This is a genomic window from Synergistaceae bacterium (genome assembly GCA_017450125.1).
In the GTDB taxonomy this organism is placed as follows: Bacteria; Synergistota; Synergistia; order Synergistales; family Aminobacteriaceae; genus JAFUXM01.
The window spans coordinates 1-23,792 of the sequence record JAFSWZ010000025.1; the positions used below are offsets into that span (position 1 = coordinate 1).

The following is a 23,792-nucleotide window of genomic DNA, read 5'->3' on the forward strand; positions in this document are numbered from 1 at the left end:
ATCATCGTCGTCGTCGTCATCGTCGTCCCGATTCGTGCTGCTCTCTTCCGCCGCCCTCATCAGGGCAGTAACCCCGTCTTCGTTCTGCGCGTCAACGTCCGCTCCTGCGGCAATGATGAGGCTGACCACGTCGGGGTGCTCGAAGTTCTCTTCCGCCGCAATCATCAGGGCGGTAACCTCGTCTTCATCCGTTGCGTCTACATCAGCTCCCGCCTCGATGAACATGCGCACAGTCTTTGCGTCCGCGTATTCGGCGATGAGCATCAGCGGAGTTTTCCCCTCGCTGTCCTTAGCGTTGATGTCCGCACCGTTCTCGAGAAACTTGTTGAGCATCTTTGCCGTGATTTGAACCTTCTCATTGCGCGCGGCTCTGAGGAGGTCTGACGAAGCATCAGCAAACGCGCACGACACTGCCGCAAGCAGGAGAACAACCGCAACAACTGCCTTCTTCATGAATTATCACTCCTTAACAAAGAAGCGGAGGAAGAACGTTCCCCCGCCCGAAATTCTGTGTTCCGAGAAACTTACTTGCTCTGATGATGTGCAAGCATTACCGCACCGGCGATTGAGAGGAGCTTTGCGCGCGGTGAGTCTGCACGGCTGGTGAGGACTACGGGTGCTGCTGCGCCGATGATGAGTCCTGCGGTCTCGCTGCCCTTCGCGAAGAAGCTGATGGACTTTGCCAGAGCGTTGCCGACCTCGATCTGCGGGACAAAGAGAACGTCTGCGTGTCCTGCAACGGGGGACTTGATGTGCTTGATGCGCGCGGCTTCCTCGTCGATTGCGTTGTCGAGGGCGAGAGGCCCGTCAACGACGCAGTTCTTTATCTGTCCGCGAGCGTTCATCTGGACGAGTGCTGTCGCGTCGAGGGTGCAGGGCATGTCGGGATTGACCATCTCAACGGCGGCTAGGCACGCAACCTTAGGGCACTCAACGCCCAGCGAACGTGCGAAGTTCACGGTGTTCTGCACGATGTCAGCCTTCATCTTGAGGTCAGGATACATGTTGAATGCGCCGTCAGCGATGAAGAGTACGCGGTCATAGCCCGGCACTGAGTGAAAGTAGCAGTGTGAGATTGCTCTCTTGCCGACGCGGAGGCCGACTTCCTTGTTGAGCATTCCGCGAAGGAAATTGTCAGTGTGGAGCTGACCCTTCATGTAGATGTCTGCGCGCTTGGACGACACTTCGGTTACGGCGACGATGCCGCAGGCTGCCTCGTTCATCTCGGGGATGATGTGGTAGCTGGACTCGCTGGCTCCTGCTTCGGCGATGCAGGCCTTGACCTTCTCGGGGTTGCCGACGAGCGTTGCCTCGACGAGACCCATCTTGCGGGCTTCCTCGATTGCGGAGATGAGCCCCGCGTCCTCAGCCATAGCGACGGAAATGCGCTTGCGGCCTTTCTCTGCACAGAGCTTGGTGGCTTCCTCGATTAACTGCGACAGTGAACGAATCTGTTCCATGAAAATATTACCTCCTGTGAATATATTGCGGCTTCAGGATTGCTGCAACCCTGAAGGTGTTACTCTGTATGCCAGCAGAATGCTGCTTACTCTAACCACTTCTCCATATATTTCTTGTAGAGCTCATAGAGCTTCTGCGTAACCTTGCCGGGCTTGCCGTCAGCTATAGTGATGCCTCCGATCTTCGCGACACCGACAATCAGCTTCATGCTCCCCGTGATGAACGCCTCCGACGCGCCGGTCAGCTCCGACCACAGAGGGCATCTCTCCTCGACTACGTAGCCTTCCTGCCTCGCGAGCTCAATCGTGGCAGCCCTCGTTGTGCCCTTCAGGACGCGGCTAAGCGGCGCGGTGATTATCTTGTCCCCGCAGATCAGGAAGAAGTTGCTGTGCCCGCATTCGGTTATCTCTCCGCCGGGACAGTAAAGTATGTCGTAGGCTTCTTTGGGCATCTTGTACGTCGCACGGTAATTCACGCTCTTGACTTCCGGGTTGTCGCGGCCGAACGAAACAGGCTCGAGGATAACTCCGCGCTTTCTTGCCTCCTCAGAGAGCAGCCCGACCTCGTCGAAGATAACGAAGAATCTCGGCTCAGGGAAGCAGCCCTTCTCCACGTCGAAGTCGTCTCCGCCTGTCAGGAACGTACGTACCCTAACGTCCTTGCCGCACTTGGCGATGCCTTCGCGGACAATGTTCTTCATGAACTCAACGTCAGGGATGTTCTCTATGCCGGAACTCTTCGCGCTCGCTATGAACCTCTCCATGTGAGGAGTCAGCATCAAGGATTTTCCCCCGAACGACGCAAACGCCTCGAAGACTCCTACTCCGCGCTGTATTATCAGGTCTGAGAGAGGCAGGCACGCTTCCTCAGGCTTCACAAACTTTCCGCCAACGTAACATAACAGCATCACTTCTAGAATAACCTCGCTTCTTTCTCGTCTTCAGGGACATCACTTGGCCGGTCGAACGGATCAACTTCCAGCCTCTGGCCGAACGATGCCTGACGGTTGGGAAATGCCTTGATGCCCAGCGAAAGCCCGATGTGGTCATCTCCGCCGGAAGTCCTGTCGTCCTTGTAGTGCAAGTCCCATATCATGCAGTCCGTCTCCCACTGAAGACTGTAGATAACTTCGTCAATCATGCTTTCATCCAAATCATAACTTCCCCTGAACGCCGCAAAGACTTCACGGCCAAGCGGAAACCTCACCTTCTGATGAACACGCTCTCTCTTGCGGTACTGATCCCAATGCATGGGACTTTCTCCCCAAGTGTATTGACGTTCATAACCTGTTCCTAATTGGAATGCCCCTATTTTATAACGCAATCCCGTAAAACTCCTCAGCATTTCGTGGTCAGAATCATTGCGGTCATAAAACCACGCCACGCCCTCAGAGTTCACGAAAAATTCTCCCCAGTCAAGGCCGTATTCCGCGTAGTTCCTGAAGCCCAAGCCGTAACGTGTTGTGTTCACGCCGTCGGGCTCTCCGCGAACGGTCTCCTTGAAGCTGCCGTAGGACGCGAAGATTCTCATCCACGAGTACACCGAGCTCTTGAACCACGGTGCCCACACCACGAGTTCCGGCCTTCGGTCAAGCCTGCCCTTGAACTCGTTGAGGCTGTCCTTCTGGTCAGAGATGTATTCGTTGTGGCTCCAGTTTATGCGGGCGTTCCAGCCTTTGTGCGAGTATATCAGGGAAGCGTACGGCCTCCATACTCTGTCGTCCCACTCCTCGTCCCAAGAATGTTCTACTCCGGCCAAGATCGAGAAGTCCTCGTTAAGCTCCTGCTCGACCTCAAGCATGAACTCGAAGGCAGCCTTCTCCGCGTAAGAGATCCCTATTGATGCTGCGCCGGTCTGCCAGCCGAGAGTGGTAGTTATTCCGCCGCTCGTGCCTTTGCTGTCGCTGTGCTGAAGGTAGGGCATGAAGGAATACTGCAACGCTCTGCGCTTGAGCTGGACGACGTAATCAAGAGGCGACGTGAACAGGTAAGTATTGCCGAGATAGACGCGCGGTTTCTTGGCCGTAACGCTTCTGCCGGGAATGAAGGATACTACTTTGGACTCGAGCCTGTAGTGAGGGTGCTCGAGTGCGCAGGTAGTGAGTGCGACATTGCGCCACTGCAGGAGGTAGTCTTCAGGTCCTCCCTTGACGAGCCCGCGGGACTGAGCGAGTTCCCACGGCATCACGTCTATTTCGCTGCCGTAAACGTAGAGGACTCCTCCGTTCTCTCCGGCGGCAATGCGGGTGATCGCGCCGGTTAATATCCCTTCGCGGCTGTTGAGGTCATACTCCAGCTGGTCGCCCCGCAGACTGCGCGAGCCTTTCGTCAGGACAATCTGGCTTCCTGGCATCGGCATCGCGTGAACTTTCTGCGTGTCAGCGTCGTAATCTATGCGCTCGGCCATTATCGTCGTGTCCTGATAGGTCAGAACGGCGTTGCCCTGTGCTGTGGCCTGGCCGGTCTCGTCGTTGAACGAAACTCTGTCGGCGTTGAGGGTAACTTGTTCGGGCGGAGAGGCTTGCTCTTCCGAAGGTATGTCTGTGTAATAGTCCTCAAAGTCAGCGGCATGGACTCCCGCAGGCTGCAGGCAGAAAATCAGTAGTAATACTATTAACGTTCTAAGGGTCTTACCCATTGAATTACGCCTCCCTGCTCTAATAATATCACGCCGCTTTTGTCTATGCTTGCGATTGGTGTGCGCAGCAAAAATTCATCATCGTAGAGCGTGAGGCCTTCAGGAAACACGAGTGAGTTCTCGGACTCCTGCCACGTTAATTGCCTGCTCTCTAGGTTGAGGGTTCGGTTGTTATTTTGCAGCGTGCCCAAGAGGCTCGAGATGCTCGCGGCCTTGAGGTCATGTGAGTAGATGCCTTCACGCCCGAAGAAGTACCATTCGCCTTTGTCGCCGGAGATGTGCCGCCTGATGTCGAGCGAGCGGAGGTGAACTGTGTCGCCTTCCCTGTCGAGGTAAGGGACTTTGACGCTCCAGATGTCGCCGGAGATCTCACGGGACATTCGGATGTTCTCCATGACGAGGCCGGGCATGTTGAGGAGGCTGTCGCGGAGAAGGTCAACGTCGAGCTGCATATCACGCATTGCGTAGCGGACGAGCACGACGAGCCCGAAGAAGAGCGCGCACATTATGATTCTTGGGCGTGAGAGCTTCATGGGAGAAAGCTATTTCTTGTACACGTCTCCGCGCGATTCCAGCGTGTGCACTGCAAAGATTCTTTCATCGCGGCATACATCCATAATCAAACGCCAGCCCCCGACTCTGAGGCGGTACCCATCACGTCCCTTGAGAGGCTTTATGTCAAGAGTTTCGGGCTTCTCTGCTAAATCGCGAATCGCCTGCTTGATGCGCTCTTTGTCTGGGTTAGGTATGCGTTCCAGCCTATTCTTTACGGACTTCTTCAGTGCCACTTTCCACATAGCTATAACCTACAGCCCTTTCATGAACTCATCAAGCGTAAGATATTCACCGTTCGTGAACTCTCTGCGCCCTTCCTCAAGCTGAGCTTCTTCCTCCTCAGTCAGCGGAGCATCAGCCCAGTCGTCGTCATCCTCTTCAAGAGACCAGCGCAAATACTTGGCATAGTCCGCCAGCTTCGCAAGTTCTTCATCACCCAGCAAAGACAGTTCCGCATCTAGTGCCAGATTCCCCGTCCAAATTTCCTTCTTCTCTGCTGCTGCTACAGTCATGATTTATTCCTCCTCATAAATTTCTACCACACTACGCGCCAAGATGACCCCTCGCGCGTTACCCCCAGCGTCCGCGTCAGCACCTGCTTGAACACCAGCGTCTTGCGCGTCGTGATGACCTTCGCCCTCTCCTCGCCGATCCAGTCAATCCGGTAATCACTCTTCAGCCCCTGCCTCAGCGCGGAATCCTTCGCGACTTCCTTCGCAAAGTTCTCGCGCGAAATGTTCCGCTTCGACGCGTCGGACAGCATCGCGTACATTTCGTCCGCCCTGTTGTCTGCCCACAGGCTCAGGAACTTCCTCAGCACGCTTTCCCTGCTTACGTACGAACTGTCCACGTTTGCCGGCCTCGCCTGAGGAACTGGAGGTGTCTGCACCGCTGCCAGAGCGTCCTTGCTGTGAATCATCCTCACGAACTCCGCGATGTCCTTGCTGTCGTCCTGGAAGATCTGCGGTATCGGCTTCTGAGGAACAACAGGCGGCGGCGGAGTTACGGGCTTCTTCTTGGCCGGAACGACGGGAGCTTTCTTCACCTGCTTCTTAGGCGGAAGGGTAACGACGACGACATCATCCGCTTTCTTGGCCGGAGCTGGAGCTTCAGGAGGCGCGAACGAAAACAGCCGCTCCTCGCTGTCCATGCCCCGCAGTGCTATAACGTAGTCCTTGCTACCCTGCTTCGGGAAGAACACCAGCCCCTGAACCACCCCGCCGGAAGGATTATCCAGACTGTTGTCGTAACGTGAGGGCTTTACGCGTTCGCCGGTTGCGGCCAAGAGAGAGACATTATCCTTGACGGGCGACAAGTTCACCGGCCTCGCACCGAAAGAGTACACGCTCACCAAGAACGTCTCTGACTTGTCCAGCTGAAGCTCCGAAACGAAGTTCCTGCGGTAACGCTCGCGTTCTGCGTCGCTCATTCCCGTTCTGGCGGCCTCAGCTTCTGCCCACACACCGGCAATCTCCTCAGGGTAATGCACCACCCACACAAAGCAGTCCTGCCCCCAGTGCACCGCAGTATTGCGCTCGAGAAGCCGTATCGTCTCGCCGGAAGGAGACGCGTCCGCATAAAAACAGCCCGCCCCGACAATCATCAGGGCGAGCAGTAAAACTTTCAGCTTAGTTGACATTCTGTTCAGGAGGAAGCTCGAAGTCCCCGCCTGTGCTCACCGTCCCGGAGTTCGTCGGTGCTCCGTACTGCCCCCTGTTGAACACATCGCCCTTGATTATCGTGTCCCTGTTCGGGTCGTAGGTATCCTGTTGCTGTGATGAGGTCTGCACCTCTGGAGCTGTCAGCGTCGGAGCTGTCGTCTGTAGGCTTATCGGTATGGGATAACCCGACACGACCATGTCGCCCGAAGTCTGCACGAACGTTACCGAGCCCACAGGAATCTTTATCGAGTTCCCGCGAATGAACGCACCGCTCACCAGCCCGACCGGCCCGAGAAGCACTGCCCCCGCGAGACTGACTGCACCTGCTCCGACGATTGCACCTTCGCCGCGCGCTCCTGCTTTGCGTGCGTCCTTGATCGCCTTCTGCGCGGCATCACCCACAACTACTGCCGGCCTCTGCGGACCGAGCGGCTTGAGTTCGTTGAACGACAGCCTGACTTCGCCGGGTATCCCGAACATTCTCGGACGTTTGACCTCACGGACTTCCGTCATCAATAACGACCCTGCAGGTGCTACAAGATTTTGATTGACGATTAAATCATCAGTAAGCTCGAGCCTCACGAAGTCTCCGGCCTTCGACGTTGCCGGGCTGAGTTCGTCCATGAAGCGGAACTTCATCGTTGTGTTGCTGGGCAGGATTACGGGCTGTGAGGTTACAGGATCCATCACCAGCGTCGCAAGAAGGCTCTCTACCCTCATCACAATGGGATTTCCTGAACGCGACGAACCCGTCAGGTTGGTCTCGAGGTCATCAAGCCTCCGCACTGCCGGTTCTGAGGCGCGAATCTTCTTGTCCACAACCCATTCTGCTACTCCGAGCTTGAACATCATCGAAGGCTGTTCCTCTGTGCCTATGTCGAGGAAGTTGAGGATTGCCGCATGACGTTCCGCTATCGTGCCGGGAAGGCTTCTGCCGAACAAGTCTCCCTCAACTTTCGCGAGCCTGTCGATAAGTCCTCCTTGTGCAACGTAGCCGTAAATTATCTTCTCTATCTGTTCCATCATCTGATTCGACGAACCGCCGTTCAAATCAGGGTCAGGCACAGCCTCCGAAGCAAAACATGCTGACGATACCAACGCCAGCACAACCGCAACAACGCAAATCTTCACAGCCTTCATGAATTGTCTTAAGCCTCCTTTGTCTTCGCTCTCATGTATCTTGCCGCCGCCTCTATGAACCCGTCAAACAGCGGGTGAGGCCGTGCAGGCCTTGACTTGTACTCGCCGTGAAACTGTCCTCCGACGTACCAGATGTGCTCCGGCAGCTCCACAATCTCGACGAGATTTCTTTCTGTGCACACGCCCGCTATCTTCAGACCAGCCTTCTCGAGGCGTTCCCTGTAGGCGTTGTTGAACTCGTAACGATGCCTGTGGCGTTCGCTGATGTGAAGAGTCCCGTACACCTGCGCGCTCTTCGTGCCCTCTACGAGGTCGCACGGGTAAGCTCCGAGCCGCATTGTCCCGCCCTTGTCGCTGATGCCCTCCTGCTCCTCCATGAGGTGAATCACGGGGTTGATGGTTGCGGGGTTCATCTCCTTGCTGTGAGCGTCAGAGAGACGGCAGACGTTGCGGGCGAACTCGACGACCATCATCTGCATTCCCAGACATATACCGAACAGCGGGACGTTGTTCTCGCGCGCATACTTGGCCGCAAGAATCATCCCCTCAACTCCCCTAACGCCGAACCCGCCGGGTATCAGCACTCCGTCAGCGAACTTCAGAATCTCCGCCGGGTCTCCCTTCTCGAGGTCTTCTGCTTCAACGGAAACGATGTTCACCCGCACCGAATGCGCAATCCCCGCGTGATAGAGAGCTTCTACTACGCTCAGGTACGCGTCCTTGTGCTGAATGTATTTCCCGACAAGCGCGATGTTCACCGTTTCGGGTGAGTTCATGAACCTGTCAGAGGCCTTCTCCCAGTCGCTGAGGTCAGGTTCTGTGTCGCACGGAAGCCCTAAATACGTCAGAATGAGGTTGTCCAGCCCTTCCCTGTGAAGGCTGAGCGGAACTCTGTAGATCGTCGGTTCGTCCCGTAACTCAATGACTGCTTCAGGCGGAACGTCGCAGAACAGCGCAATCTTGTGCTTCATTCCGTCGTCCATAGGGCGGCTCGTACGGCACACAAGCATGTTGGGCAGAATGCCTATCCTGCGGAGTTCCTGAACGCTGTGCTGTGTGGGCTTGGTCTTGAGCTCCTTCGCGGCCTCAAGGTACGGGATTAACGTAACATGACAGTACACCACGTTATCACGCCCGACGCGTACCGCCATCTGACGGATTGCCTCGAGGAACGGCTGACCCTCAATGTCCCCGACAGTTCCGCCTATCTCCACAACAAGAACATCAAGACCCTCGCCGGCCTTGATGATTCTCTCCTGAATGTCATTCGTTATGTGCGGGATTACCTGAACCGTTCCGCCGAGATAATCCCCTCTGCGTTCCTTCTTGATGACGTGCGAATATATTTTACCCGTCGTTATTGAGCTCCGTTCGCTAAGACTCTCGTCAGTGAACCTCTCGTAGTGGCCAAGATCCAGATCCGTCTCCGCTCCGTCGTCCGTTACGAACACTTCTCCGTGCTGAAACGGATTCATTGTCCCTGCGTCAACGTTGAGGTACGGGTCTATCTTGAGGTTCGAGACCTTAAGGCCGCGCTTCTTGAGGAGCGTACCTATAGACCCTGCTGTTATGCCTTTGCCCAATGACGAAACTACTCCGCCGGTTACGAATACATATTTTGACATGCTATCTGCTCAGGTACTTGATGGGGTTTACAGGGCTGTTGCCGTTGCGAACCTCGAAATGAAGGTGCGGACCGGTTGAACGTCCTGTAGTTCCGATTCTCGCCACCAATTGCCCTGATGACACACTCGCTCCCTTTCCTGCTAATAACGTACTGCAATGCGCGTACAGTGTTGACTGGCCGTTGGCGTGCTCGATAACTAACACCTTGCCGTAGCCTCCCATCCAGCCGGAATATATTACCTTGCCGCTTCCTGCCGCTTTGATGGGGTCATTCCTGTTCGCCTTGATGTCTATGCCTGTGTGGAAGTCCTTGCGCTTCGTGATGGGGTGCTGCCTCCAGCCGAACGGGCTGTTGATTCTGCCCATGACCGGCCACCTGAACCCTCCCTTAGCCTTGCGCACAGCGACTTCTCCGCCGGAAGGCTTCTCTGTTTTCTGTGCTGGAGTCTTCTGCGCTGTCTTGGCCTGCTTGGGCGCGGGCTTCTTTGCGTCGGCGACTTTGGCGGGCTCGTGCTTCTCGACGAGGCCTTCAGGACGTGCTCCGGGCAGGAACACTTCATCGCCGGTCTTCAGCGAAGCGACATTCTTGTCTGCGTTGACCAGACGAATCTTGCTCATGCTCACTCCGTAACGCTTGCTGACTGCCTCGATGGTCTCACCCTTCTTGAGGACGTAGAAGATTCCTTCCTGGTTCGGAATCCTCAGCATTGCTCCTGGCCTCAGACGTGCGGAGGTCTTGAAGGTGTTGCTTCCGACGAGGGTATCAAGCTCTATGTTCTGTGAGTTAGCGATTGACCACAGGGAGTCTCCCTGCGTTACGATGTAGTTCTTCGTCTTGATGGGCTCGAGTTTCTCCTTAGTGGCGGCTACCCTCATCTGGCGCGTGCGGACTTCGTCGAGGGTGTCCTCAACCTTGCTTGCGTCTCTGGGGATTAATAGGAGCTGGTTCTCGGAAAGCCTGTTTGCGTCTTTGAGGCCGTTAGCCCTCAGAACGTCTTGTGCTGTGATGCCGCCGTGTTCGTGCGCTATGTCGGAGAGCGTCTCGCCGCTCTTGACGACGTGCTCCGACCACGCGGGGCCTTCTTCCGCGAGCTTAGGTTCTGCGGGGGCTTGCGCGGTCTTGACCTCGATGATCTCTTCCTCTTCTTCGTCATCGTTCACCGGCACGTCAGTACCCGGCTCGTGGACGCTCAAGGTTATGCTCTCGTAGTCCGACAGATACTTAGGGAGCGGGCCGAACTCCTCCATCATGTTGCTTCTGGCTTCAGCATACATCGCCGCAATCTCCGGCACATCCTGAATATCCTCAAGCTCGGTAACTTCTACATGAACGAGGCTTCTTGTCGCGGAAAAATCTTCTTCGCTGTCGCCCCAAGCCGCATTAACGCCGCTGCCAGGAGAGATGTCGAAGTGTCCGGCAGAGAACATCAGGAACGATGCAAGCCCGAACGTCATGCAGACTACAAAGCCGAACCCCCAGCAGAATCCCAGTGAAACGCCTGTGCTGTTCTTTTTGCGGTTGTTTCCCCCGCTGTTGGGGTAAGAGTCCCGCTGTCTCCCACGATCTGATCTCAAACCAATATTCCTCCCGACAGTGCCGCGCAATTATCAAGACACGCATAATTTACGACATGTGAAATTTTTGTTCCCCTATGAAATTGTAATTATCAACTGGATGGTAAGCATTATAGCATATAAGCAGATACAGCAAAATACTTACACCCAGTGTGCATATTGTAGACTTATGATTGCGGGTAATTATAGCACAGGGCTTTTCGCCTCCCTGACCCATGAATCCCAGACCTTGCGCAGTTTGTCGGAGAGCCTTCTAGTGAGAGATGCGGAAATTCCTGCGGTGCAGACTGAAACAGCGGCGTAATCGTGGCTGATGAGGGATGGGAAGAAGAAGTCGCATTCAGTCTTGTTGTCGCAGACGTTGACGGGGATTGCGAGCGCGTGTGCAACGGAGCAGATGAGGGCGTTGGTTTCGCGGCTGTTTGTGGCGGCGACGGCGAGGACGAAATCTGCGGTGAGGTCTTCGGGCAGGAAGGGACGTGTGATTCTGCGGGCGGCTTCCGGAAAGGCGGGCGAGAACACCGGGCTTACGGCGGTGATTAGTGCTCCGCAGCGAAGGAGGGTGTCAGCACGGCGCGAGGCAACGCGTCCTCCTCCGGCGATGAAGACATGTTTTCCCTGCAGGTCAATCATCATCGGGAAGTAGGGATGACGTGCTATATTATCTGTGAGTGTGTTGTCCATGCGAATATTTTAACAGGTGGTGCATGAGATGAAGAGACTTTGCAGGTTAGCGGCGATGATGGTTGTTGTGCTGGTCTTGGCCGGAGGAGCTGAGGCGGTTATCCGGGACGGGGCAGTTCGTGGCAGAAAGGGATTGTCGTTCGGGAGCATAGCCTACAGTTTCGACACGTTGAGCGTAACGATAAGGAACAAGAATCCCCACAACGTGAATTTTGGGGGAAGCATGCTGTTTCTGGACAAGAACTACAGGGTGATAGCGCGTGCGGAGCTGAGGAAGGCGGGTATACGCCGCAGGGGATCGCGGAGATACCGGGCGTTCTTCAGTCATGGGAGCGGGAATGAGGCGCAGGCGGCGAAGTACCTTGAGTGGGAGTTCTGAGAACATGAAGAAGATGCTGTGTGCACTGCTGCTCGTTGTCTGCACTGTCAGCGAAGCTCTTGCTGCCTCCAACAGCGCGGATGCCTTCATGTCCCTGACCTTCGGCTTGACCTTCGCCCGCGTCCAGAAGCGCATGGAGGACAGCGGAGCAGCCGTCCTCACTCCCCGCAAAGAATCCCTAACGATGGACGGAATGTTCGAGGGTTACCCGGCAATGTTCATCTTCGGCTTCCACAAAAAGAAGATTCTGAAGTCTAAAGCCGTCTACATCATGAGCATGGGAGACGCAGAGGCTGACCGCAGGTTCTACGAGGCCGTGCAGAAAGCCTACAACGCTTACTACGGCTCAGGCAAGGAGACCCCGACCGCCAACACCAGAGTCGGCGGAAAGATTATGCTCCGCAACGTCTGGACACCCGACCGCTACACGACAATAACCCTCACGTACAACCCCGAACTGTCGAAGCGTTTTGCGGGCACGTCGCTGAACAGCCGATTCCTACAGCTCATCTGCAAGTATGACAAGTGGGATGACTAGGACAACCCCCCAAAAGATTCTTGGGGGGTATTGCTCATAGTACTACAGTTCCTGAGGGCGAGCAGTTCAGCACAAAGAAGTGCGATGCGGCTCCTCCGTCGGTGAAAATTCTGCACATCGCCTCAGAGAGTTTTCCCGCAGGCCCGTGAACTATCGCGATCATCGTCGGCCCTGAACCAGACAGAGCATTAGCCACGCAGTCGGGGTGGTTGGTTATCTCGCTGAAGAACTTTTCGCCCGTACTGCCGGGAAAGAGCTTCGCCCTGTGAGGCTGATGAAGCCTGTCCTCCATTCCGACGCGCAGCAAGTCCCACCGTCCCATTGCCCACGCCGCACACAAGATACTTGCATGGCTCACGTTGAACACCGCATCACGGAAAGGCACGCTCTCAGGAAGAATCCTTCTCGCGTCCTCCGTGTGAACCTCGAAGTCAGGCACAGCCGCAATAACGTTCAAATCATCGGGCAACGCCGGAAGCCTCACGTAACGCAAAGACTCTCCGTCCCAGCAGGACACGGTCATTCCGCCGATACAGCAGGGCACGACGTTGTCAGGGTGTCCCTCAATCTTGGTCATGACGCGGAGAAGTTCTGCCTCCTCGTGCTTCTTGCCGCCGAGAAAGTCAGCGATAATTACCCCCGCGACAACAGCAGTCGACGAACTCCCGAGCCCGCGATTGAGAGGAACGGCGTTACAGCACTCGAACGCGAAACCCTGCGGCTCAATTCCCCATTCATCACAAGCCTTGAGGTAGCTTGTTACGATCATGTTCTTCTTTGCGTCCTTGAGCTCGTCAACTCCTTCGCCGGAAATCTCGCAGGTGTATTCGCCTTGAGGAAGAAGCTCGCTGACCGTGAAGATGTTGTAGAGGCTGAGAGCCATTCCAAGAGTGTCGAAGCCCGAGCCCAGATTCGCGGTTGTTGCGGGAACTTTCAGGGAGATTAGCGGCATTCGAGCACCCTCATTAAGTCGTCAAGGGTATCGTTAATCTCTATGGGACGGCCGACCTGGCTCATGGCTGTGTCAGGGTCTTTAAGGCCGTTGCCCGTGAGAATCATTGTTACGGTGATGCCTTCGGGAAGTCTGCCCTCAGCCTTCAGCTTCATCAAGCCTGCGAGCGGTGCACATGATGCGGGTTCGGCGAAAACTCCGCCTTCTGCGGCCAAGACCCTCTGTGCCTCGAGAATTTGCTCGTCTGTTACGGCGTTGAACTCTCCGCCCGACTCGCTGACTGCCGCGCGTGCAAGGTGGGCACTTACGGGGTTGCCGATGCGGATTGCTGTCGCGACGGTCTCGGGGTTGGGACAGGGCTTGTTGTACACGAGTGGAGCTGCACCATCGGCCTGAAAGCCCATCATTCGCGGAAGGGAAGAGATTTTGCCGAGCTTCTTGTACTCGTTATAGCCCGCCCAATACGCTGAGATGTTGCCTGCGTTTCCGACGGGGATTGCGTGCCAGTCGGGAGCTTTGCCGAGAACGTCGCAGATCTCCCACGCGCCTGATCTCTGGCCTATTAGACGGTAAGGGTTGACGCTGTTGACCATTGCACAGCCGGTCTTCTCTGCTCCTTCGCGGGCAAGTTCCAGTGCACGGTCAAAGTTGCCCTTCACCGCGATAACTTTCGCGCCGTACATTAATGCTTGAGCGAGCTTGCCGAGAGCTACCTTCCCCGCAGGGAGAAGCACGAAGCACGGGATGCCCTGACTTGCCGCGTAGGCTGCTGCGCTGGCTGAAGTGTTGCCGGTTGACGCACAGATTACCGCACGCTTGCCGTCCTCGAGGGCTTTGGCGACTGCGAGGACCATTCCGCGATCCTTGAACGAGCCCGACGGGTTGCAGCCCTCGAACTTGCCGTAAAGGTTAATCCCGAGACGTTTGCTTACGCGCGGAAGAGGAATCAGAGGTGTCATTCCTTCTTCAAGGTTTACGTCCGGTGTCTTGTCGGTGATGGGGAGAAGCTCCCTGTAATGCTTAAGTACTCCCATTAATGTTTGTACCTCCTGTTGATATAATTTCGTCATCCAATATTTTATTACGAGGTGATTTACTCATGAAGAGATTTATTCTCGCACTGCTGGTTGTCGCCCTTGCTGTGTCGTGTGCCTATGCGTGGGCTCCCAAGAAGAACGTTACCGTTATCGTCGCCTACAAGGCCGGAAGCGGCACGGACAACACCGCACGCGTCCTCTCGAAGTTCGCGACAAACACCGTAGGCCGCACCCTCGTCATCCAGAACCTCGAGGGCGGCTCAGGCTCAATCGGCTGGACTTCCCTCTCAATGGCACGTCCCGACGGACACACGATCGGCTTCGTCAACCTTCCTACACTGTGCTCAAACATCGTCGAACAGCTCGGAGACTACAAGATTGACGACTTCGTGCCCATCTGCAACCACGTCAACGAGACTTCCCTTGTAATGGTCGCCAAGAACTCGCCCTTCAACACACTCGGCGAGCTCGTTGCGTTCGCGAAGGAGAATCCCGGCAAGCTCAAGGCCTCGACCAACGGCATGAAGGCCAGCAACCACATCGGAGCTGAACTCTTGGCCAAGTCTGCGGGCTTCCAGTACATGGCGATACCTTACGGCGGAACGGCTGACCAGCTTTTAGCGTTGCGTCAGGGCGAGGTGGACTTCTCCGTCGCGAAAGAAGCAGACATCGCCGCAATGATGAGCGAGGTGAAGGTTCTCGGAGTGTTCGCGGAAAACAGAATGCCGTCGTTCCAGGATGTTCCGACGCTAGGGGAGCTCGGGTACTACGGCAAGTGGTACGGAAGCGCGAGGGCTATCGTGGCACCGAAGGGTACACCGGCGGACGTGATTGCGTTCTACGAGGAAGCGTTCAAGAAGGCGATGGAAGACCCCGAGTACATCGCGGCGGCGGAGAAGGCAGGAGTTACGACGCTGTACATGAATGCTGAGGACACCGGCAAGATGATTCAGCAGCAGTACGAGTTCTGCACCGACGAAGTGGCGAAGCTCTGGGAGTAACGTCATGAAAAAAACCGACATCGGAGTCTGTCTCGCCATGTACGGGGTGTGCGCGTTCTTCCTGTACATGACGCTTCAGCTCCCGAAGGCCGCACAGATTTACCCCTCGTGCGTTATTGCCCTCCTCGCAGGGCTGACTACCCTTCACGTCGTCAACATGATTCGCGGCGCAATCCGTGAAGGTGTAACCAGCGGGCTCGAGGACTTCAAGGATTTTCTCCCGTCGCAGTTTTTTGTGCTGTTGGCTGTAATCATTATTTATCTGCTTATCATGCCATACATCGGCTTTTTCCCGGCAAGTATACTTATGATGACAGTTCAACTCCTGTTCCTGCGCGTAAAGCTGTGGCAGATAGTCCTCGCAGAAATCGCTATCTTCGTGCTGGTCTACTGCGCGTTCACGCTGTTCCTCGAGGTCCGGCTTCCTGAAGGCACGCTCTGGGAGGTGTGGGAATGACTGAGACATTATCCCTGATGGGGCTCGGCTTCATCAATGCACTCTACCCCGTCAACCTCCTCGCAATGACCGCAGGCGTAACCATCGGCATCATTATCGGCTGTCTGCCCGGACTGTCGGCGGCTATGGGTGTCGCGCTGCTTCTGCCCATGACGTTCTCGATGGAAGCATCAACGGGAATGATTATGCTCGGCGCGATATACTGCGGGGCAATTTTCGGCGGCTCAATCTCGGCGATTCTGATTCACACGCCCGGAACTCCCGCAAGTGCCGCAACAGCGATTGAGGGCTACCAGATGACCCTGAAGGGGCAGGCCGGGAAAGCACTCGGCACGGCATGTATCGCGTCGTTCTTCGGAGGGTTGCTGTCGTGCATATCGCTGTACTTCTTCGCGCCTCTGCTCGGAAAGTTAGCGATGGCTTTCGGTTCGCCGGAATACTTCTGGCTGTCGATTTTCGGCCTCACGATTATTGCCGGAGTGTCGTCAAAGTCTATGGTCAAGGGACTGATGAGCGGTGCGCTCGGCCTTCTGCTCTCCACAATCGGAATGGACCCCATGCAGGGAGTCAAACGCTTCATGTTCGGGCAGGCTTCGCTGTACGAGGGGATAAACGTTACGTGCGCGTTAATCGGTCTGTTCTCGATGAGCCAAGCACTTACGCTAGCTGAGGCCAAGATTCGGCAGAGAGCCCGTGCCGCGAAGTTCAACGACAGGATGATACTCACGAAGGACGAGCTGAAGGAGATTGCTCCGACTATCGGGCGTTCGTGGATAATCGGCAACCTCGTGGGCATTCTGCCCGGAGCAGGAGCGTCAATCGCGTGCTTCATGGGCTACAACACAGCGCGTCAGTTCTCGAAGCACAAGGAGCTGTTCGGGCACGGAAGCTATGAGGGAGTAGCGGGTTCTGAGGCTGCGAACAACGCAGTAACGGGCGGCTCGCTCATCCCGATGCTGACGCTGGGCATTCCCGGCGAGAGCGTTACTGCTGTCCTCATGGGAGGCCTGATAATTCAGGGACTGACTCCCGGACCGAATCTCTTTGTCGGCGAGACGGCCAAGATGACTTACACGTTCTTTGCTGGGTTCGTGCTGATTCAGTTCTTCATGCTGGGTATCGGCCTTCTCGGATGCAGGGGCTTCGCGCACATTGCACGTCTCTCTGACGCAATACTCATCCCGTCAGTAACAATCTTGTGTGTCGTGGGGTCATTTGCGATTCATCAGAATTATGTTGACGTGGTGATAATGCTCATCTTTGGCATTATAGGCTGGCTCGCACGGAAATTCGGCCTCAATAACGCGGCTATAGTCCTCGCGCTTATACTCGGACCTATAGGCGAAAAAGGGTTACGGCGTTCACTTCTGCTTTCGGGCGGAGATCCGCGAATACTCTTCTCCACGCCGGTGTGCTGGGTACTGATTGCGTTGTGCGTGCTGGGAATCCTGTCGCCTATCCTCATGGACAGGATGGCACCCAAAGAGGACGAATGAACAATAACCTAAAGGAGTGAAAATCGTTATGACTCACATTATGTACAGAACCGGCAGGATGCCCCTTCTCCTCAAAATCGCAATCGGCTTCTTTCTGGGAATAATCTTCGGCTTCATCGCCGCACCAATGCTCCCAACTTCCCCTGTCCTCAAGGACACCGTTATGCCGTTCCTTGACCTCATCGGGAGAATCTTCCTGCGCCTCCTGACCATGCTCATTGTGCCGCTGGTCTTCTCGTCGCTTGTAGCTGGTGCCGCAAGTGTCGGTGATGCCCGCAAGCTCGGGCGCATCGGCATCAAGACGATAATCCTCTACCTCATCACTACAGCGGTCGCCATCGTTCTCGGACTGTTAATCGGAAACCTCATCCAGCCCGGTACAGGCATGAACATTCCCGCGAACCTCACTCAGAGCGTCAGGGAAGCAAAGCCCGTCTATGATGTAATACTCGACATCTTCCCGAGCAACCCCGTAGCCTCGATGGTCAATGCCAACATGCTGCAGATTATCGTGTTCGCGCTGTTCGTCGGAGTTGCGTGCGTCCTCGCTGGTGAGAAAGGGCTCAAAGTTGCGGCGTTCTTCGAGAACTTTGCGGAGGTAATGTACTCGGTTACTCATATGGTCATGAGCACTGCACCTTACGGCGTTTTTGCCCTCATCGCCACGACTGCCGCAAGATTCGGAATGGCTCTGCTCGCTCCGTTCGTGAAGGTAATCTCCGCCGTGTACATCGGGTGCATCGTTCATGCTGTCGTAGTCTACTCGCTGCTGATCATTCTGGGCTGCCACAGGTCGCCGCTCTGGTACTTCAGGGGAATACGCGAGGCGGCAATTACTGCCTTCGTTACGCGCTCGAGCTCGGGAACTCTGCCCGTAACTCTCTCTAACGTCCGCAACAATCTCGGCGTGTCTGAGGGTATCAGCTCGTTCGTCCTGCCTCTCGGAGCAACTATTAACATGGATGGTACGGCACTCTATCAGGGCGTGTGCGCGCTGTTCGTGGCTCAGGCCTTCAACGTTCCGATGACGCTTGCGATGCAGATAAACATAGTGGTAACTGCTACGCTGGCTTCCGTCGGTACGGCAGGAGTTCCGGGCGCGGGGTTAATCATGCTCACGATGGTTCTTACTAGCGTCGGGCTTCCCGTCGAAGGAATCGCTCTCTTGGCCGGAATTGACGTTGTGCTCGATGCCGCGCGTACGTGCCTTAACGTCGTGGGTGATACCGCAGTCTGTGCGACCGTCGCCGTAACCGAAGGAGAAACCCTCAAAGACTGACATGGAGACGATAACCTACAGAACCGCCGGAACTTCCATGCTCATAAAGATAGCTGTTGGTTTCTTTCTGGGAATACTCTTCGGCTTTCTGGCTGCGCCGCTTCTTCATGATACTCCGCTGCTCAGCAATCACATCATGCCCTTCCTCGACCTGAGCGGGCAGATTTTCCTGCGTCTGCTGACTATGGTTATTGTCCCTCTGGTGTTCTCGTCCCTTATCGCCAGCATAGCCATCATCGGCGACACAAAGAAGCTCGGCCGAATCGGTGCAAAGACTGTCGCGCTGTTTCTGGTTACGACGTTCATTGCTGTATTCGTCGGTATTGTGTGCGCAAACCTCTTCAAGCCCGGCTCGAGCATAGATATTCCTCCGGGACTGCACAGCTATTCCGCCTCACCGAAGCCGATAAGGGACGTAATACTAGACATATTCCCTGTGAACCCGATAGCCGCGATGGTGAATGCTGACATGCTGCAGATAATAGTGTTCGCACTTTTCTGCGGGATAGCTTGCCTGTTCGCAGGAGAGACCGGCAAAAGAATAGCTGTCTTCTTCGGGAGAATGTCGGAGCTGATGGAGGCACTCACCAGCATAGTGATGTGGTTTGCGCCGTACGGAGTCTTTGCGCTGATGGCGACGACTGCTGCGGATTTCGGGCTGTCTCTGGTAAAACCCTTCGCTAAGATAATTGCCGCAGTGTACGTCGGCTGTGCGGTTCATGCCCTTGCTGTGTACTCGCTGATGATTGCAGGGTTCTGCAGGAAGTCTCCTTCGTGGTTCTTCAAGGGAGTGCGCGAAGCGGCAATAACGGCGTTCGTAACGCGTTCAAGTGCCGTAACCCTGCCCGTAACAATGGAGAATGTCCGCCACAATCTGGGCGTGTCGAAGGAGATAAGTTCGTTCGTGCTTCCTCTGGGTGCAACCATCAACATGGACGGTACGGCAATCTATCAGGTAGTCTGCGCGCTGTTCGTCGCTAGGGCGTTCAACATCCCGATGACGTTCAGCCTCTACGTGAGCATTATTGTCGCCGCGACTCTCGCATCAATCGGTGCGGCCGGTGTTCCCGGAGCAGGACTCGTGATGCTCGCAATGGTGCTGACCAGTTCGGGGCTTCCTGTCGAGGGAGTCGGGCTCGTCGCAGGAATTGATGTAGTGCTGAGTTCCGCGAGGACGTTCTTGAACGTTATGGGTGATGCGGCTGTGTGTGCTGTAGTGGCTTCCAGCGAGGGAGAGGATTTGACGCAAGATAAACAGAGTGGTAGAATGCCCGCTGTGAACTACGGGGCGTAGCGCAGTCTGGCTTAGCGCGCATGGTTCGGGTCCATGAGGCCGGAGGTTCGAATCCTCTCGCCCCGACCAATTACAGAGAATAACAGAGCCGGAGGGAATAACATCCTTCCGGCTTTTTCTGTGTGCTATTGCTTTGCACCGATAAGCATTACTTTATTCCACCCGAAGTACGGCGTTGACGTGATTACGCCTTCGGGAACGTCAGGCTGTACGTCATAGCCCTCAAAGACCTGAAACCAGAACACGACATCAGCACGGCCGGACTTCAGCGCAGGAGCACGCGAGCCCGTCTCGACCGTTATGGTCTTGATGTTCGCGTGAAGACGGCGGCCGATCTCCGCGAGAATTGCTGTGTTGAAGCCAGCAGGTTCTCCGTCTGCACCGACGTAGTCCAGCGGAGGCATGTCGCCCGTAAGAGCTACGGTTATGGTCTCTGCGTCGCCGAACTCCTCGAACTTCACCGCAGGAGGGTTCTGGGCGGCCGGGCCGGAAATGTAGTCGCGCGCAAGTATCCCTATCTTCCCTTCTGCCTCCATGTCCTGCACTGCCTTGCTGAAACGTGCGCACAGCTCCGATTTCTCCTCGAGAAAGCCGAACGCAAGAGCAACAGGCATCTTCAACAGCAAGAACCCCCGCAAAGTCAGAGCCGGATTGTTCCTTAGCATGTACTCGCCGACGAACTCAGGAGCAGACATTGCCGCGATTTCTCCCCTGCTCAAGGCTAACTGCATCTGTGCAAGAGAGCCGTAATACTTCACAGAACGTTCTGACGCAGAGAGCCCTGCATCAAGAACGTACGCGGACAGCGGCATTATCTCAGGACCGCCGCCCACGCTGCTGTAGAGAGTTCCGACGACTTCCGCCGACGCGCCGGACGCAAGCACGCCCAGCATGACAATAACCGCAAAAACTTTCTTCATGAATAACTCCTCCTTTATTGTCCGTAAATTATACGGCCGATTTCCGAGTTCTTGTCCAGTATTATAATCTTCTCGCCCTTGCCGGTTAATGACTTCTTCAGGGCATCGAGCGAACGCAGGAAGTTGTAGAACTCCGCCTTCTCTGGAGTGTTGTACGCCGTCTGCAGAATCCTCATGTACTCGGCTTCTCCTTCAGCGATGATAACATCTGCGCTCTGTTCCGCCTCAGCGAGCTTTACCGCCGCTTCCCTGTCCGTGCGGTTGCGTATCTTCTGCGCCTCAGAGCTCCCTTCCGCCGTGAACGATGCTGCGATGTTCTGACGCTCGGAAATCATGCGCTCGTACACTGCCGCTTTGTTGTCGTTGGGCAGGTCAAGTGCCTTAATCTCCGTCTGAACGATTGCGATGCCGTACATGCCTATATCGGAGTTCGAGTCCTCCGCAATCTTCGTCGAGAGCTTTCCGCCCCGAGCCTCTATAACTTCATCCTGAGTCATCGACGAAATTACGTTCTTGATTGCGTTGTACACCGCAGCTTCAATGCGTTCGCGCGCACGGGCTTCTATGGCGTTGAGGGTCTGTATGTACTTCACGGGGTCTGTTACCCGCCACGTAACATAGTTATCTGCAATCATGGACTTCTTGTCCTTAGTAATCACTCCGCTTCTGGGTATGTCGTACAGGTGGAGCTTCTTCGAGATTTTCCGCACTGTGTTCACGCCAGGAATCATGAACTTTATTCCCGGAGTCCCGCTCACAGATACTATCTTGCCGAACTTGAACAGTGCCGCGTACTCGTTCGGCCCGACAATGTAACAGCAGAACATCACAGCCAGCGCAACAACTGCCGCAACAACAGCAAGCCCTATTTTCACGATTAATCCTCTCATGTCCGTACCTCCCTAAAACTTGTCGACAGGAAGCAGCTTCTGTGATTCCCCGTCGGTGATTATCACTTTGGCTTCCGGCAGAACCGCCTCTAAAGCCTCGTAGAACAGCCTCTGCTTCGTGATTAACGGATAAGCCTTGTATTCCTCGTACATGTTCGTGAAGCGCGCCGTCTGTCCCTTAGCTTCTGCGATGCGGGCAGTCTTAACGGCTTCGGCCTTCTGTATGACCTGGTCAGCTTTTGCCTCTGCGGCCGGCAGCTGTTCGGACTGGTATTTCTTGGCCGAGTTAATCATTGTCTCGCGCGCCTGACGTGCCGTCTCAACTTCCTTGAACGCCTGAATGATTTTGTCTGTCGGAGGCTCGGCATCCTGTACGGTCAGGTTCACGCACTGAAGGCCGATACCGCTCGCACTGAGCATTTCGGTGAGCTTCTCGCGCACGGAAGTCTGAATCTCGCTCTTGGCCGTAGTTATGACCTCATCGACCGGGTAATCTGCTACGGTGCTCCGAATGCACGCAAGAAGCATGTTGCGGAGGATGTTCTCCGGCGTGTCGGAGTTGTAGAGGTACGCGACAGGGTCAGAGACTTTGTACTCAAGGTAGAAGTCTATGTTCACGAAGTTGAAATCTGACGTTATCATGATGCTTTCATCCTCGCGCTGGGTGCTCCGTCCTTTGCTGTCGGTGCTGTAGCCTATTCCCGTTCCGTGAGTCGTCATGTCCACGATGTGAACCCTCTGGATGAACGGCAGCTTGAAGTAGAGTCCCGCCGTGTCGGTGCGTACGATGTTCCCGAACATTGTGATTACTGCCTGTTCCTGCTCGCCGACAGTGTAGAAGCCGTCAAAGGCTGTCAGTGCGATTGCGGCTATAACTACAACAATCGGTACAAGAAATTTCTCCTGCCTCATAAATAACCCTCCTGTACTAAAATTTTGTGCACAAAGAAATATATCATGAGGGGAGCAAGTTTTTATGAGCCATATCTATAACATTTACGGCACGAACTCTCACACAATGACCCTGCAACTCCTCGAGGCCTCCGACGCAGTGAAGCTCGTACCTTCCGGCGGGAGCGTTGCGCTGAAACCGAATCTTGTCGTTGCTGGAGACCCTGACAACGGGGCAACCACACACGCGGGAGTTCTGTCGGGGTGCATCGAGTATTTCCGCGAGCACGGAGTCCGGGACATCAGCATCATCGAAGGGAGCTGGGTAGGAGACAACACACAGCGCGCGATGAAGGCTGCAGGTTATGACGAAGTCTGCAGGAAGTACGACGTTCCGTTCTACGACCTTAAGCACGACAAGACGCGTGCAGTCTCTACAGAAATCGGGAACATTGATGTGTGCGTCCGTGCACTCGATGCCGGGCTTCTGGTGAATCTTCCCGTGCTCAAGGGACACTGCCAGACAGTAATGACCTGCGCCCTCAAGAACCTCAAGGGCTGCCTTCCCGACAAGGAGAAGAGACGCTTTCACGCAATAGGGCTCACACGGCCGATAGCTGCTCTTGGTGCGGCACTGAAGACGGGGCTAATCATCGTGGACAGCATCTGCGGAGACCTGAACTTTGAGGAGGGCGGAGACCCCGTGCACACAAACAGGATGTATCTCGGCACTGACCTAGTACAGATTGACGCATACGGGGCAGGACTTATGGGGCTGGAGCTCGACAGAGTGCCCTACATACTGATTGCGGAGAAGTGGGGGGCGGGCAGCACAGCCATAAGTGAGGGCGACATCATCACGCTCAACGCCCCCGTAAACGCAGGGAGCTACCCGAAACCGTCAAGGAGAGTTGCGAGCCTCACGAAGAACGTTCATGAGGACTCGGCGTGCTCTGCGTGCTATGCTGCTCTGGTGAGGGCACTGCACGTCAACTCAGCGGGCATGAGCAGAAGCATCTGCATCGGGCAGGGCTGGAAGGGCAAGAAGCTGCCGGAAGGTTCGCTCGGTGTCGGGAATTGCTGTGCTGGAGCTGGTGTGTGCGTAAAGGGCTGTCCTCCGAGCGCGAAAGACATTGCTGACAAGTTTGGTGCGTAAACAAATTTGGTTTTTCACTGAAGCTGCGCTAAAATACTCAAATACTATTTTTGATGCAGGCTTGACCCCATCCATGCTGGGGATGCAGAAGAGTTGTCCTGTGTCATCGAAACCAGTATCCTTCCCCCTTATCGCCCGGTGTCCGACGCAAAGATACCGGGCA

The 23,792-nt window shown here is 55.4% G+C and carries 25 protein-coding genes and 1 tRNA gene; 9 read left to right on the top strand and 17 right to left on the bottom strand.

Features of this window, described 5'->3' with window-relative positions; all coding sequences use genetic code 11:
- The 12 genes from IJT02_04885 to IJT02_04940 all read right to left on the bottom strand — a co-directional run.
- A partial coding sequence (locus IJT02_04885; protein ID MBQ7544262.1) for an ankyrin repeat domain-containing protein occupies positions 1-453 on the bottom strand: 453 nt, incomplete at its 3' end.
- Positions 454-524: 71 nt separating this feature from the next.
- Positions 525-1,460, bottom strand: a complete 936-nt coding sequence (locus IJT02_04890; protein ID MBQ7544263.1) for a bifunctional enoyl-CoA hydratase/phosphate acetyltransferase — start codon at positions 1,458-1,460, stop codon at positions 525-527.
- Positions 1,461-1,546: 86 nt separating this feature from the next.
- Positions 1,547-2,368 carry an aminotransferase class IV family protein gene (locus IJT02_04895; GenBank protein ID MBQ7544264.1) on the bottom strand — a complete coding sequence of 274 codons (822 nt, stop codon included), beginning with the start codon at positions 2,366-2,368 and terminating at the stop codon, positions 1,547-1,549.
- Positions 2,369-2,373: 5 nt separating this feature from the next.
- A complete protein-coding gene (locus IJT02_04900) occupies positions 2,374-4,098 on the bottom strand; it encodes a hypothetical protein (GenBank protein ID MBQ7544265.1) in 1,725 nt (574 codons plus the stop codon).
- The gene (locus tag IJT02_04905) at positions 4,074-4,631 is read right to left on the bottom strand and encodes a hypothetical protein (protein ID MBQ7544266.1); all 558 of its coding nucleotides are present in this window, start codon (positions 4,629-4,631) and stop codon (positions 4,074-4,076) included. Before IJT02_04905 ends, IJT02_04900 begins: the two co-directional genes overlap by 25 nt.
- 9 nt (positions 4,632-4,640) lie before the next feature.
- Positions 4,641-4,895 carry a type II toxin-antitoxin system RelE/ParE family toxin gene (locus tag IJT02_04910; protein MBQ7544267.1) on the bottom strand — a complete coding sequence of 85 codons (255 nt, stop codon included), beginning with the start codon at positions 4,893-4,895 and terminating at the stop codon, positions 4,641-4,643.
- A 9-nt stretch (positions 4,896-4,904) separates the two neighbouring features.
- Positions 4,905-5,165 (bottom strand): hypothetical protein, encoded by a 261-nt coding sequence (locus tag IJT02_04915; GenBank protein MBQ7544268.1) that lies wholly within the window; start codon positions 5,163-5,165, stop codon positions 4,905-4,907.
- A 23-nt stretch (positions 5,166-5,188) separates the two neighbouring features.
- A complete protein-coding gene (locus tag IJT02_04920; protein ID MBQ7544269.1) occupies positions 5,189-6,292 on the bottom strand; it encodes a hypothetical protein in 1,104 nt (367 codons plus the stop codon).
- Positions 6,282-7,454: a hypothetical protein gene (locus IJT02_04925; protein MBQ7544270.1), complete on the bottom strand. Its 1,173-nt coding sequence runs from the start codon at positions 7,452-7,454 to the stop codon at positions 6,282-6,284. Before IJT02_04925 ends, IJT02_04920 begins: the two co-directional genes overlap by 11 nt.
- Positions 7,455-7,462: 8 nt before the next feature.
- Entirely contained in the window at positions 7,463-9,079 is a 1,617-nt protein-coding gene (locus IJT02_04930) for a CTP synthase (protein ID MBQ7544271.1), read from the bottom strand.
- Between the two features lies 1 nt (position 9,080).
- Positions 9,081-10,655: a peptidoglycan DD-metalloendopeptidase family protein gene (locus tag IJT02_04935; protein MBQ7544272.1), complete on the bottom strand. Its 1,575-nt coding sequence runs from the start codon at positions 10,653-10,655 to the stop codon at positions 9,081-9,083.
- Between the two features lie 183 nt (positions 10,656-10,838).
- Complete coding sequence (locus IJT02_04940; protein ID MBQ7544273.1) at positions 10,839-11,339, bottom strand: bifunctional precorrin-2 dehydrogenase/sirohydrochlorin ferrochelatase; 501 nt, start codon at positions 11,337-11,339, stop codon at positions 10,839-10,841.
- Positions 11,340-11,367: 28 nt separating this feature from the next.
- On the opposite strand from IJT02_04940, the gene IJT02_04945 reads away from it, so the two are divergent.
- Both IJT02_04945 and IJT02_04950 read left to right on the top strand, forming a co-directional pair.
- The gene (locus tag IJT02_04945) at positions 11,368-11,718 is read left to right on the top strand and encodes a hypothetical protein (protein ID MBQ7544274.1); all 351 of its coding nucleotides are present in this window, start codon (positions 11,368-11,370) and stop codon (positions 11,716-11,718) included.
- 4 nt (positions 11,719-11,722) lie between these two features.
- On the top strand, positions 11,723-12,256 hold the full coding sequence (locus IJT02_04950; GenBank protein MBQ7544275.1) for a hypothetical protein: 534 nt from the start codon (positions 11,723-11,725) through the stop codon (positions 12,254-12,256).
- Positions 12,257-12,290: 34 nt separating this feature from the next.
- Here IJT02_04950 and IJT02_04955 read toward each other — a convergent pair whose 3' ends face one another.
- Both IJT02_04955 and IJT02_04960 read right to left on the bottom strand, forming a co-directional pair.
- Positions 12,291-13,208 carry a homoserine kinase gene (locus IJT02_04955; protein ID MBQ7544276.1) on the bottom strand — a complete coding sequence of 306 codons (918 nt, stop codon included), beginning with the start codon at positions 13,206-13,208 and terminating at the stop codon, positions 12,291-12,293.
- Entirely contained in the window at positions 13,199-14,242 is a 1,044-nt protein-coding gene (locus tag IJT02_04960) for a threonine synthase (protein MBQ7544277.1), read from the bottom strand. The genes IJT02_04955 and IJT02_04960 overlap by 10 nt, the downstream gene beginning before the upstream one ends.
- Before the next feature lie 65 nt (positions 14,243-14,307).
- On the opposite strand from IJT02_04960, the gene IJT02_04965 reads away from it, so the two are divergent.
- From IJT02_04965 to IJT02_04990, 6 genes are all read left to right on the top strand, one after another.
- Positions 14,308-15,246, top strand: coding sequence for a tripartite tricarboxylate transporter substrate binding protein (locus tag IJT02_04965; GenBank protein ID MBQ7544278.1), 939 nt, complete (start codon positions 14,308-14,310; stop codon positions 15,244-15,246).
- A gap of 4 nt (positions 15,247-15,250) precedes the next feature.
- On the top strand, positions 15,251-15,703 hold the full coding sequence (locus IJT02_04970) for a tripartite tricarboxylate transporter TctB family protein (GenBank protein ID MBQ7544279.1): 453 nt from the start codon (positions 15,251-15,253) through the stop codon (positions 15,701-15,703).
- Entirely contained in the window at positions 15,700-17,199 is a 1,500-nt protein-coding gene (locus tag IJT02_04975) for a tripartite tricarboxylate transporter permease (protein ID MBQ7544280.1), read from the top strand. The genes IJT02_04970 and IJT02_04975 overlap by 4 nt, the downstream gene beginning before the upstream one ends.
- Positions 17,200-17,239: 40 nt before the next feature.
- Positions 17,240-18,478, top strand: a complete 1,239-nt coding sequence (locus IJT02_04980) for a dicarboxylate/amino acid:cation symporter (protein ID MBQ7544281.1) — start codon at positions 17,240-17,242, stop codon at positions 18,476-18,478.
- A gap of 1 nt (position 18,479) precedes the next feature.
- The gene (locus tag IJT02_04985; protein MBQ7544282.1) at positions 18,480-19,772 is read left to right on the top strand and encodes a dicarboxylate/amino acid:cation symporter; all 1,293 of its coding nucleotides are present in this window, start codon (positions 18,480-18,482) and stop codon (positions 19,770-19,772) included.
- Positions 19,763-19,841, top strand: a tRNA-Pro gene (locus tag IJT02_04990). The genes IJT02_04985 and IJT02_04990 overlap by 10 nt, the downstream gene beginning before the upstream one ends.
- A gap of 56 nt (positions 19,842-19,897) precedes the next feature.
- Here the strand turns inward: IJT02_04990 and IJT02_04995 are convergent.
- From IJT02_04995 to hflK, 3 genes are read right to left on the bottom strand one after another with little or no spacing between them, the layout of a single operon-like run.
- A complete protein-coding gene (locus IJT02_04995; protein ID MBQ7544283.1) occupies positions 19,898-20,692 on the bottom strand; it encodes a transporter substrate-binding domain-containing protein in 795 nt (264 codons plus the stop codon).
- Positions 20,693-20,706: 14 nt separating this feature from the next.
- Positions 20,707-21,582: a protease modulator HflC gene (locus IJT02_05000; protein MBQ7544284.1), complete on the bottom strand. Its 876-nt coding sequence runs from the start codon at positions 21,580-21,582 to the stop codon at positions 20,707-20,709.
- Between the two features lie 12 nt (positions 21,583-21,594).
- Positions 21,595-22,494, bottom strand: a complete 900-nt coding sequence (gene hflK, locus IJT02_05005; protein MBQ7544285.1) for an FtsH protease activity modulator HflK — start codon at positions 22,492-22,494, stop codon at positions 21,595-21,597.
- Positions 22,495-22,558: 64 nt separating this feature from the next.
- Between hflK and IJT02_05010 the strand changes: the two genes are divergently transcribed.
- On the top strand, positions 22,559-23,629 hold the full coding sequence (locus IJT02_05010; GenBank protein MBQ7544286.1) for a DUF362 domain-containing protein: 1,071 nt from the start codon (positions 22,559-22,561) through the stop codon (positions 23,627-23,629).
- Positions 23,630-23,792: the final 163 nt, after the last annotated feature.

Coding starts and splice junctions, on each gene's coding strand:
- IJT02_04900 (MBQ7544265.1), bottom strand. CDS start 4,098: ATGGGTAAGACCCTTAGAACGTTAATAGTATTACTACTGATTTTCTGC.
- hflK (MBQ7544285.1), bottom strand. CDS start 22,494: ATGAGGCAGGAGAAATTTCTTGTACCGATTGTTGTAGTTATAGCCGCA.
- IJT02_04970 (MBQ7544279.1), top strand. CDS start 15,251: ATGAAAAAAACCGACATCGGAGTCTGTCTCGCCATGTACGGGGTGTGC.
- IJT02_04920 (MBQ7544269.1), bottom strand. CDS start 6,292: ATGTCAACTAAGCTGAAAGTTTTACTGCTCGCCCTGATGATTGTCGGG.
- IJT02_04985 (MBQ7544282.1), top strand. CDS start 18,480: ATGGAGACGATAACCTACAGAACCGCCGGAACTTCCATGCTCATAAAG.
- IJT02_05010 (MBQ7544286.1), top strand. CDS start 22,559: ATGAGCCATATCTATAACATTTACGGCACGAACTCTCACACAATGACC.
- IJT02_04945 (MBQ7544274.1), top strand. CDS start 11,368: ATGAAGAGACTTTGCAGGTTAGCGGCGATGATGGTTGTTGTGCTGGTC.
- IJT02_05000 (MBQ7544284.1), bottom strand. CDS start 21,582: ATGAGAGGATTAATCGTGAAAATAGGGCTTGCTGTTGTTGCGGCAGTT.
- IJT02_04930 (MBQ7544271.1), bottom strand. CDS start 9,079: ATGTCAAAATATGTATTCGTAACCGGCGGAGTAGTTTCGTCATTGGGC.
- IJT02_04895 (MBQ7544264.1), bottom strand. CDS start 2,368: ATGCTGTTATGTTACGTTGGCGGAAAGTTTGTGAAGCCTGAGGAAGCG.
- IJT02_04980 (MBQ7544281.1), top strand. CDS start 17,240: ATGTACAGAACCGGCAGGATGCCCCTTCTCCTCAAAATCGCAATCGGC.
- IJT02_04965 (MBQ7544278.1), top strand. CDS start 14,308: ATGAAGAGATTTATTCTCGCACTGCTGGTTGTCGCCCTTGCTGTGTCG.
- IJT02_04995 (MBQ7544283.1), bottom strand. CDS start 20,692: ATGAAGAAAGTTTTTGCGGTTATTGTCATGCTGGGCGTGCTTGCGTCC.
- IJT02_04950 (MBQ7544275.1), top strand. CDS start 11,723: ATGAAGAAGATGCTGTGTGCACTGCTGCTCGTTGTCTGCACTGTCAGC.
- IJT02_04905 (MBQ7544266.1), bottom strand. CDS start 4,631: ATGAAGCTCTCACGCCCAAGAATCATAATGTGCGCGCTCTTCTTCGGG.
- IJT02_04975 (MBQ7544280.1), top strand. CDS start 15,700: ATGACTGAGACATTATCCCTGATGGGGCTCGGCTTCATCAATGCACTC.
- IJT02_04925 (MBQ7544270.1), bottom strand. CDS start 7,454: ATGAAGGCTGTGAAGATTTGCGTTGTTGCGGTTGTGCTGGCGTTGGTA.
- IJT02_04960 (MBQ7544277.1), bottom strand. CDS start 14,242: ATGGGAGTACTTAAGCATTACAGGGAGCTTCTCCCCATCACCGACAAG.
- IJT02_04955 (MBQ7544276.1), bottom strand. CDS start 13,208: ATGCCGCTAATCTCCCTGAAAGTTCCCGCAACAACCGCGAATCTGGGC.
- IJT02_04910 (MBQ7544267.1), bottom strand. CDS start 4,895: ATGTGGAAAGTGGCACTGAAGAAGTCCGTAAAGAATAGGCTGGAACGC.
- IJT02_04890 (MBQ7544263.1), bottom strand. CDS start 1,460: ATGGAACAGATTCGTTCACTGTCGCAGTTAATCGAGGAAGCCACCAAG.
- IJT02_04940 (MBQ7544273.1), bottom strand. CDS start 11,339: ATGGACAACACACTCACAGATAATATAGCACGTCATCCCTACTTCCCG.
- IJT02_04915 (MBQ7544268.1), bottom strand. CDS start 5,165: ATGACTGTAGCAGCAGCAGAGAAGAAGGAAATTTGGACGGGGAATCTG.